Here is a 7,812-nt window from a genome sequence, read left to right on the forward strand (position 1 = left end):
GCCGCGAGAGCAGGCGGCGGTCGCCTGTGCGGCGCTGCGCGACGGCAGTTCGGCCCAGTGCAAGGTCACCGCCTCTGCCGGCGCCACCGCGATGACGCCGTGGTCCGCGTTCAGGTCGCCGCGATCCTGCGCGGTCGGGATCCCCTCGCCCTGCGCGACGATGCGCTGGTCGGCGATCCGCATCCAGCGAAAGCCGGTCGCGCCGGAGGGAAGGAACAGGAGCGTGGTCATGATGGCTCGCCCCATTGCCGCGATACGAGCCGCGCGGGAAGCGTCGTCGCGTCCATCAGTGCCTGTTCCTGCAAAACCGTCGTCCCCACCGTCACGTCGATATCGAGCGTGAACCATTTCGACACCACTGCCGTCCCCCGTTCGCCGTCCGCATTGGAATTGCCCTGCAACGCCGCGCTCTTGAAGAACACGTCGGTGGTCGCGACCCCTTGCGGCGGGCGTTGCAGGATCATCTGGCGCGCGCCCGCGATCGACATCGTGTCGGGAAACAGCATCGCCAGGATCGGCGCCTGTTCGGGGAGCAGCGTGTTGACGTTGATCGGCGCGGCCTGCGCGACCGGCAGCGTACAGATCCACGGCCTGAGCGTCGCATAGATTTGCGGCGTCATGCCGACCACCGCGCGGAGTTCGCTCGGGTCGGTCATCAGCGTGCCGGCGGTGCGATAGGGCGTCTCGCGGTTCAAATAGGCGCCGTCCTCCGCGCCCATCGCCTGCTGATCCTGGTCGCTGTCGATCCAGTCGGCGGCGCCCGCGGCGATCTGCTCGCCGACCTGCGCGGGGATGTCGAGCAGCCGCATCAGCCGGACGAATTGCGGCCGCATCAACGGGTCGGTGACATAGGCGCCGGCACGTCCGCTCACCAGGCTGTTGAGATTGAAGCAGTTTCCCCCGTCGCGCACGCGCGCGGTTGCAAAGCCGCCGCCGGGCAGCGGCATCCCGAACGGCTTGCCGCTCCAGTCGCCCTGCAACGTCACGCGTTTCACATTGGGCCCCAGCATCGCGTCGATCCGCGTCAGCGCCAGCGTCTCGGCGGCCAGCGCATAGGCGCGCGCCTGCTCCCCCGCCGCGGCATTGCCCGCCAGCCGCGTCGACAACCGCAGCTTCTCGAGCGCCGCCCCCGCCATCACCGCGACGATCGCGACGAGCATGAGGACGGTCAGCAGCGCGGCGCCGCGTTCGTGCTCAGGGGGCTTCATTCTGGACCTCCCGCGCGGGCGGCGCATAGCCCGATCCGACGAGGAACAGCTGGCGATAGACCAGGCCGTCGGTGCGCTGGACGCTCAACTCCATCGCCTCGGGCAAGGGCACGCCCTGCACGCCGTCCCAGCGGTCGCTCCACGCGCCGCCGAGCCGGTAGCGCAGCCGGACCTGGCGGACATTGGGCAGCAGCACGGCGGGCGGCAGCGGCGGCGCGCCGTCGACCATCGGATAGGCGATCCGCTGTAGCGCGCCGTCCGCGACCCGGTACGCGACCTTCTGCGTGCTCGACCGGGCTGCACCGTCGATATTGGTCCAGCCACCGCGGACGAGGCGGAGCATCGGCGCGACGTCCGACCCGCTCTCGCCGACGAACGCGGGCAAGGGCGCGCCGGATTCGTCGCGCGTGCCCCGCAGCGCCGCCTGGCCGAGATCGGCGGACAGGATCGACATCGTCCGCGTCAGCGCGCCGAGATCGTCGAGCTTCGTCCCCGTCGCACTCTGCGCCTTCACGCTGAACGACAGGATCGCCACCCCCGCCGCCGCGATCATGCCGAAGATCAGCAGCGAGACCATCACCTCGACCAGCGTGAAGCCGTGTTCGGCGGAGCGCCTCACGGGGGTGAAGCCGTGTTCGGCGGAACGCCTCACGGGGGTGAAGCCGTGTTCGGCGGAGCGCACCGTGCACCGCCCGGTCATGACGTCGTCACCGTCGTCGCGCTCTGGCGCGGAGCGGGGCGGATCATCGTGAGGCGACCGAGCACGGCGCCGCCGCGATCCGCGACCGCCACGTCGATCCGCAAGACGGACGAGCCGCCCATCGCGCGCACCGACCGCGTCCAGGCCCAGCGGCGCCCGCCATTGGTCTCGGCGCCGGTGACGGTTCCGGCGGTCGGCGGCTGCGCCTGCGTCACTGCGTCGATCGCGACGTTGCGCGCGACCATCTGCGCGACCAGCGTGTCGTCGAGGATCGACGCGCCGCGGATCGTCGCGCTCTCCAGCCGGACGAGCGCCATCGCCGCCAGGCTGAACACCGCGAGCGCGACCATGATCTCGATGAGCGTGAACCCGCGATCGGTTTCAGCAGGCATCGATGCGCGGGGCAATTCAGCGCGCATCGGCGCGCACGGTGCCATCGGCGTCGATCGTCACGGTCGCGTTCGCCCCGCCGCGGCTGAGCGTCACGACGGCGGGCCGGTCGACCAGCCCGGTCGGGTCGAAGGTCACGCGGACGCGGCCGCTCATGTCGCCGATCACCGCGCGCGTGCCGTCGTTCCACCGTTCGACGCGCATCGGTTTCTCGCTGATCGGCGTCCAGCCGCCCGCGAGCCGCTGGTCGAAGCCATAGCCGCCGCCGGTAATCCAGACACTGACCGGGCGTGCCTCGACGATCGCCGAATCATGCGCCGCACGCGTCCGCGCCGCGAACCGCGTCGCCTCGTCGAACACGCGTCCGCGCGGATCGGGCATCACAAAGACCGCCACCGCCGATGCGAGCCCTATGATCGTCACCACGACCATCAGCTCGACCAGCGTGAAGCCGTGTTCGGCGTTAAGCCGGGACCTACTGCCAGCTGCCAATATCGGCATCGATCCCCTCGCCGCCTTCCTTGCCATCGCGCCGAAGGTCCAGCGTCGGCCTCGCCATGCGTGCCGGGCGAGGCATAGAGATACGGGCGACCCCAGGGATCGTTCGGCAGCTTCTTGAGATAGCCACCGCGCTGGTAGCGCGACGGATCGGTCAGCCCGGCGGGTGCGGTGACCAGCGCGTTCAGCCCCTGCGACGTGTTGGGGAAGGTCATGTTCTGCAGCTTGTAGAGCTCCAGCCCGCCCTCGATCTGCGCGATGTCGGCCTTTGCCTTCTGGATCCGCGCGGTATCGCCCGAGGGCAGCACGTTGAGCGCGACGATCGTTGCGAGCAGGCCGATGATGACGATGACCACCATCAGCTCGACGAGCGTGAAACCGGCCTCGCGGCGCTTCTTCTTCTCTTCCGGACGCATACAAAACCTCATTGGCCTGCCAGCGTATTGAGCTGGAGGATCGGGAGCAGGATGGATAGCACGATCGTCGCGACGATGCCGCCCATCACGACGATGATCAGCGGTTCGAGCAGCGACAGAGCGGTGGCGGTGAAGCGGTCGAATTCGCGTTCGAGATAGTCGGCGGCGCGTTCGAGCATCTCGTCGAGCCGCCCCGCCGCCTCGCCCGACGCGGCGAGATAGGTCAGCAGCGGCGGGAACACGCCCGCGCGCCGCATCGCCGCGGACAGGCTGCCGCCGCCGCGGATCGCGTCGACGATCTGGTCCGACGCGAGCCGCAGCCGACGGTTGTGGATCGTGCTCGCGGTCAGGTTGAGCCCGTCGAGCAGCGGCAAGCGGCTCGCGACCATCGTCCCCAGCGTCCGCGCCATCCGCGCCGCATGCAGATCGCGCAGCAGTCGCCCGAGCATCGGGATCCTGAGCAGCCAGCTGTCGAAGGCGAGCCGGAAGCCCGGATCCTTCAGCGCGCGCCACAGGATCAGCCCCGACAGCAGCAGGACCAGCGCGATCACCCACCAGTATCCGACGAGGAACGCCGAAAACGCCATCACCATCCGCGTCAGCAGCGGCAGCTCCTGCCCGACCGTGTCGAACTGTTCGACCACCTGCGGCACGACGAACATCATCAGCGCGGTGACCACCCCCATCGCGACAAGCGCGAGGATCGAGGGATAGGCGAGCGCGGTGATCAGCTTGCCGCGGATCTCCGCCTGGCGTTCGAGCAAAGCCGCGAGCCGGTCGAGGATCGTCGGCAGCGACCCCGAACTCTCGCCGGCCGCGACCATCGCGCGGTAGAGCGGCGGAAAACTCTTGGGCTCGCGCGCCATCGCATCCGCCAGCCGCCGGCCCTCGACGACGCCCGCATGGACGTGCTGGACGATCGCGCGGACGCTGTCCTGTTCGGTCTGGCGCGTGATCGTGCGCAGCGATTCCTCGAGCGGCGACACGCGGTTGAGCGTGGCGAGCTGGCGCGTGAACAGCGTCAGATTCTTGCCCGACATCTTGGGCTTGCCGAGCTGCAACCCGAACAGCGGCCGTCCCTTGGTCGCCTGCGGCGGCGCGCCCGGGCTGATCTTGACGACGTAGAATTTGCGCGCGTCGAGCGTTGCGCGCGCGAGGTCGATGTCCGCCGCGGCGATATGGCCGCGGCGCTCGGCGCCCTTGGTGTCGATCGCGACATAGTCGAAATCAGCCATGCGGGTTGCCCGGTTGCTTAACGCTTCCGTTCGTTTCGAGCGAAGTCGAGAAACCGTTGCCGCGCGCGCGGACAGGCGTTTCTCGACTGCGCTCGAAACGAACGGAAGGCCAGAGGGGCGTCATGCCGCCGCCACCTCGACGACTTCGGTCGTGTCGCGGCGCGAGACGCGGACCGCTTCCTCCGCCGTGGTCTGTCCCGACAGCACCAGCTCGCGCGCCGACTGCGCCAGGTTCGGCGACTTGGCAAAGGCATGCGCGGTGATGTCGGATTCGGCGCCGTCGGTGTTGATCAGCCGACGGATCGTGTCGTCGATGCGGACCGCCTCGAACACGCCGATCCGGCCCTTGTAGCCCGTCTGGTTGCAGTCGTCGCACCCTTGCGCGACGTAGACCACCGCGTCCGGCGTAATGCCGAGCAACGGCGCGACGGTATCCGACGCGGGCACCGCCTTGCGACAGGTCGGGCACAGCCGCCGCACCAACCGCTGCGCGATCACCGCGCGGAGCGTCGAGGCGAGCAGGAAGCTTTCGACCTTCATGTCGCGCATTCGCGTGATCGCGCCGATCGCGTCGTTGGTATGGACGGTCGACAGCACGAGATGCCCGGTCAGCGACGCCTGCACCGCGATCTCGGCGGTCTCGCGGTCGCGGATTTCGCCGACCATCACCACGTCGGGATCCTGACGCAGGATCGCGCGCAGCCCCGCCGCAAAGGTCAGCCCGACCTTCGGGTTGACCTGGGTCTGGCCGACGCCATCGACCGCGTACTCGACCGGATCCTCGACCGTCAGGATGTTGCGGCTGCCGTCGTTGAGCAGGCGCAGCGCGGCATAAAGCGACGTGGTCTTGCCCGAGCCGGTCGGCCCGGTGACGAGGATGATCCCGTTCGGCTCGCTCAGCGCCTCGTTGAGCAGCGCGAACAGAGCGGGCGGCAGGCCCAGCGCCTCGAGGTCGATGCCGGCGTTTTCCTTGTCGAGGATACGCAGCACGACGCGTTCGCCCGCCCGGCTCGGCAGCGTCGAGACGCGGACGTCGAGGAGCTTGCCGCCCAGCGTCAGCCCCATGCGCCCATCCTGCGGCACGCGCCGCTCGGCGATGTCGAGCCGCGCCATCACCTTGATCCGGCTGACGACGACCGGCGCGACGTTGGGCGGCATGCGCAACGTCTCGCGCAGCACGCCGTCGATGCGCATCCGTACGACGAGCCCGGTCTCGTACGGCTCGATATGGATGTCAGACACGCCGTTGCGTGCGGCGTCGGCGATGATCCCGTTGATCAGCCGGATCGCGGGCGCATCGTCGGCGGTGTCGAGCAGATCCTCCGCAGTCGGCATGTCGCCGGCGAGCAGATCGAGCTCGTCGCCCATCCCGACCGCGGCGAGCGCGTTGGCCTGGCCGTCCATCGCATAGACGTTGGACAGCAGCCGGTCGAACGCGGGCGCCTCGACCGTGCCGATCGCGAACGGCCGGCCGAGATAGCGGCGCAGTTCGAGCAGCACCTTGGGGTCCGCACCTGCGCGCATCGCGATCGTGAGCGGCGAATCGGGGTCGGTGTGGTCGACGACGACCCCGAACTTGCGTGCGAAGGCATAGGGGATGGTGATCTGGGGGAGCGCGACCACAAGCCCCCTCCCCTTCAGGGGAGGGGTTGGGGTGGGGCGGATGCCACAAGCGCCGCGATTGCTGGGACAGGCCCCACCCCCAACCCCTCCCCTGAAGGGGAGGGGCTAAGGGCGCCCAGTTCATGCCCCTCGCGGATGATCATTTCTTCACCGGCCGGAAGACCGTGCTCGTGCTGCGCACCGGTACCGCGATCCGCGGATCCTCGATGCTGCCGGGGATCGGCGCGGACGGGATCGGCGGCGCCGCGCCCATGTAATCGCGCACCAGCTGATCGATCGACGGCTCGCGCTCGGGCTCGGCGAGCCCCTGCTGCAACCGCAGATAGCCGTAACGCTGTTCGGTGATCCGCCGGCTGTCGCCCGCGGTGCGCAGAATCGTCGGCCGGATGAAGATCATCAGATTGGTCTTCGACCGCTGCTTCGCCTTCGAGGTGAACAGGTGCCCGAGCACCGGCAGGTCGCCGAGCAGCGGGATCTTCTCGATCGTCCGGCGCTCGTTGTCGTCGAGCAGGCCGCTGATCACCGCGATCTGCCCGTCGTCGACGGTCCGCACCGTCTCGACCTCGCGCTTGTTGAGGATCAGGTCGCTATTGTCGCTCGACACCGGCCCGGCGATCGAACTGACCTCGAGCCGCAGGTTGAGCTTCACCGTCCCGCTCGAATTCACCTGCGGCCGCACGGTCAGCTCGATGCCGACATTCTGGCGCTGCGTGGTGCGGAACGCGTTGTCGAAATTGTTCGACAGCGCCTGGCCCGTGGTGATCGGAATCTCCTGCCCGACCAGGCTGTGCGCCTCCTGATTGTCGAGCGTGACGAGGTGCGGGACCTGGAGCAGGTTGGACGTCGTGTCGCTCTTCACCGCGTTGATGATCGCGCCGAAAAAGGTGCTGCCGATCTTGCCGCCAAAGCCACCGAACCCGCCGGTCGCAGCGAGGATCGAGCTGATCGCCGATTGCTGGAGCGTGTCGGCGGCGCTGCTGGTGTTCTTCGTCACCGTCGTGCTGCCGTCGGTGTTCGTCGTCGTCGTGGTCGAGGTGTTGAGTTGCGTCGCGCCGATCGCGCCTGCGATCTGCAGGATGTTCGGCGCGGAATTGGAGAAGGTCGACGCGCCGAACGCACCACCGCTGGGATCGCCGACGATGAACTGCGCACCCAGCGTCCGCGCGGTCGTGTCCGAGACCTCGGCCACGATCGCCTCGACCAGCACCTGTTCGCGGCGCGTATCGAGCTGGCGGACCACCTCGGCGAGCTGACGCTGGATCTCGGCGGGCGCGGCGATGACGATCGCGTTCGCGCCGATGAAGCGCGTGATGACCGCGGCGGTGCGGCCCCCCGCGGCGGTGATCGCGGGCTGGCCAGAGCCCGATCCCGATGATCCGCCGCTCGCCTGGACCGGCTGGCTGACCTGCGCCTGCTGCGTCCCGCCAAAGCCCGATCCGCCGCCATTGCTGCCACTGCTGCTGTTCGCGCCGAAATTGGAGCGCGACAGCGGCTGGCTGCTCGGCTGGGTCGGGGTCTGGCCGACCAGTTCCTGCAGCACCGGCAGCAATTGCTCGGCATCGGCGTTTTCAAGGAACACGACCTTGATCTCGGTGCCGTTGCGCGCCTTCTGGTCGAGGTCGGCGGCGACCTGCGCCAGTCGCGCGACCGTGGTCGGATCACCGCGCAGCGCGACCGCGTTCGATCCCTCGACCGCGACCACCGATGCGGTCGGCCCCGATCCCGCGCCGCCGCCCTCTGCG

Annotated in this window: 7 protein-coding genes and 2 pseudogenes; all 9 read right to left on the bottom strand. The window is 69.0% G+C overall.

What is annotated here, in order from left to right:
• Positions 1–231: pseudogene (locus NI18_RS18940) on the bottom strand (hypothetical protein); the annotation flags it as partial.
• The gene (gspK, locus tag NI18_RS18945; protein WP_037532276.1) at positions 228–1,208 is read right to left on the bottom strand and encodes a type II secretion system minor pseudopilin GspK; all 981 of its coding nucleotides are present in this window, start codon (positions 1,206–1,208) and stop codon (positions 228–230) included. The gene gspK and the pseudogene NI18_RS18940, both read right to left, overlap by 4 nt.
• The gene (gene gspJ, locus NI18_RS18950; protein WP_084215297.1) at positions 1,195–1,908 is read right to left on the bottom strand and encodes a type II secretion system minor pseudopilin GspJ; all 714 of its coding nucleotides are present in this window, start codon (positions 1,906–1,908) and stop codon (positions 1,195–1,197) included. Before gspJ ends, gspK begins: the two co-directional genes overlap by 14 nt.
• Positions 1,905–2,300 (bottom strand): type II secretion system minor pseudopilin GspI, encoded by a 396-nt coding sequence (gene gspI / locus NI18_RS18955; protein ID WP_031440015.1) that lies wholly within the window; start codon positions 2,298–2,300, stop codon positions 1,905–1,907. The genes gspJ and gspI overlap by 4 nt, the downstream gene beginning before the upstream one ends.
• Before the next feature lie 16 nt (positions 2,301–2,316).
• Entirely contained in the window at positions 2,317–2,799 is a 483-nt protein-coding gene (locus tag NI18_RS18960) for a GspH/FimT family pseudopilin (RefSeq protein ID WP_081874201.1), read from the bottom strand.
• Positions 2,774–3,212: pseudogene (gene gspG / locus NI18_RS18965) on the bottom strand (type II secretion system major pseudopilin GspG). The gene NI18_RS18960 and the pseudogene gspG overlap by 26 nt, the downstream one beginning before the upstream one ends.
• An 8-nt stretch (positions 3,213–3,220) precedes the next feature.
• On the bottom strand, positions 3,221–4,447 hold the full coding sequence (gene gspF, locus NI18_RS18970) for a type II secretion system inner membrane protein GspF (RefSeq protein ID WP_037532279.1): 1,227 nt from the start codon (positions 4,445–4,447) through the stop codon (positions 3,221–3,223).
• Positions 4,448–4,567: 120 nt separating this feature from the next.
• On the bottom strand, positions 4,568–5,971 hold the full coding sequence (locus tag NI18_RS18975; protein WP_306286530.1) for an ATPase, T2SS/T4P/T4SS family: 1,404 nt from the start codon (positions 5,969–5,971) through the stop codon (positions 4,568–4,570).
• Positions 5,972–6,209: 238 nt separating this feature from the next.
• The coding region (locus NI18_RS18980) for a secretin N-terminal domain-containing protein (protein WP_037532286.1) at positions 6,210–7,812 on the bottom strand (1,603 nt) is incomplete at its 5' end.

This window comes from Sphingomonas sp. Ant20, from assembly GCF_000783375.1.
Classification (GTDB): Bacteria; Pseudomonadota; Alphaproteobacteria; order Sphingomonadales; family Sphingomonadaceae; genus Sphingomonas; species Sphingomonas aerolata.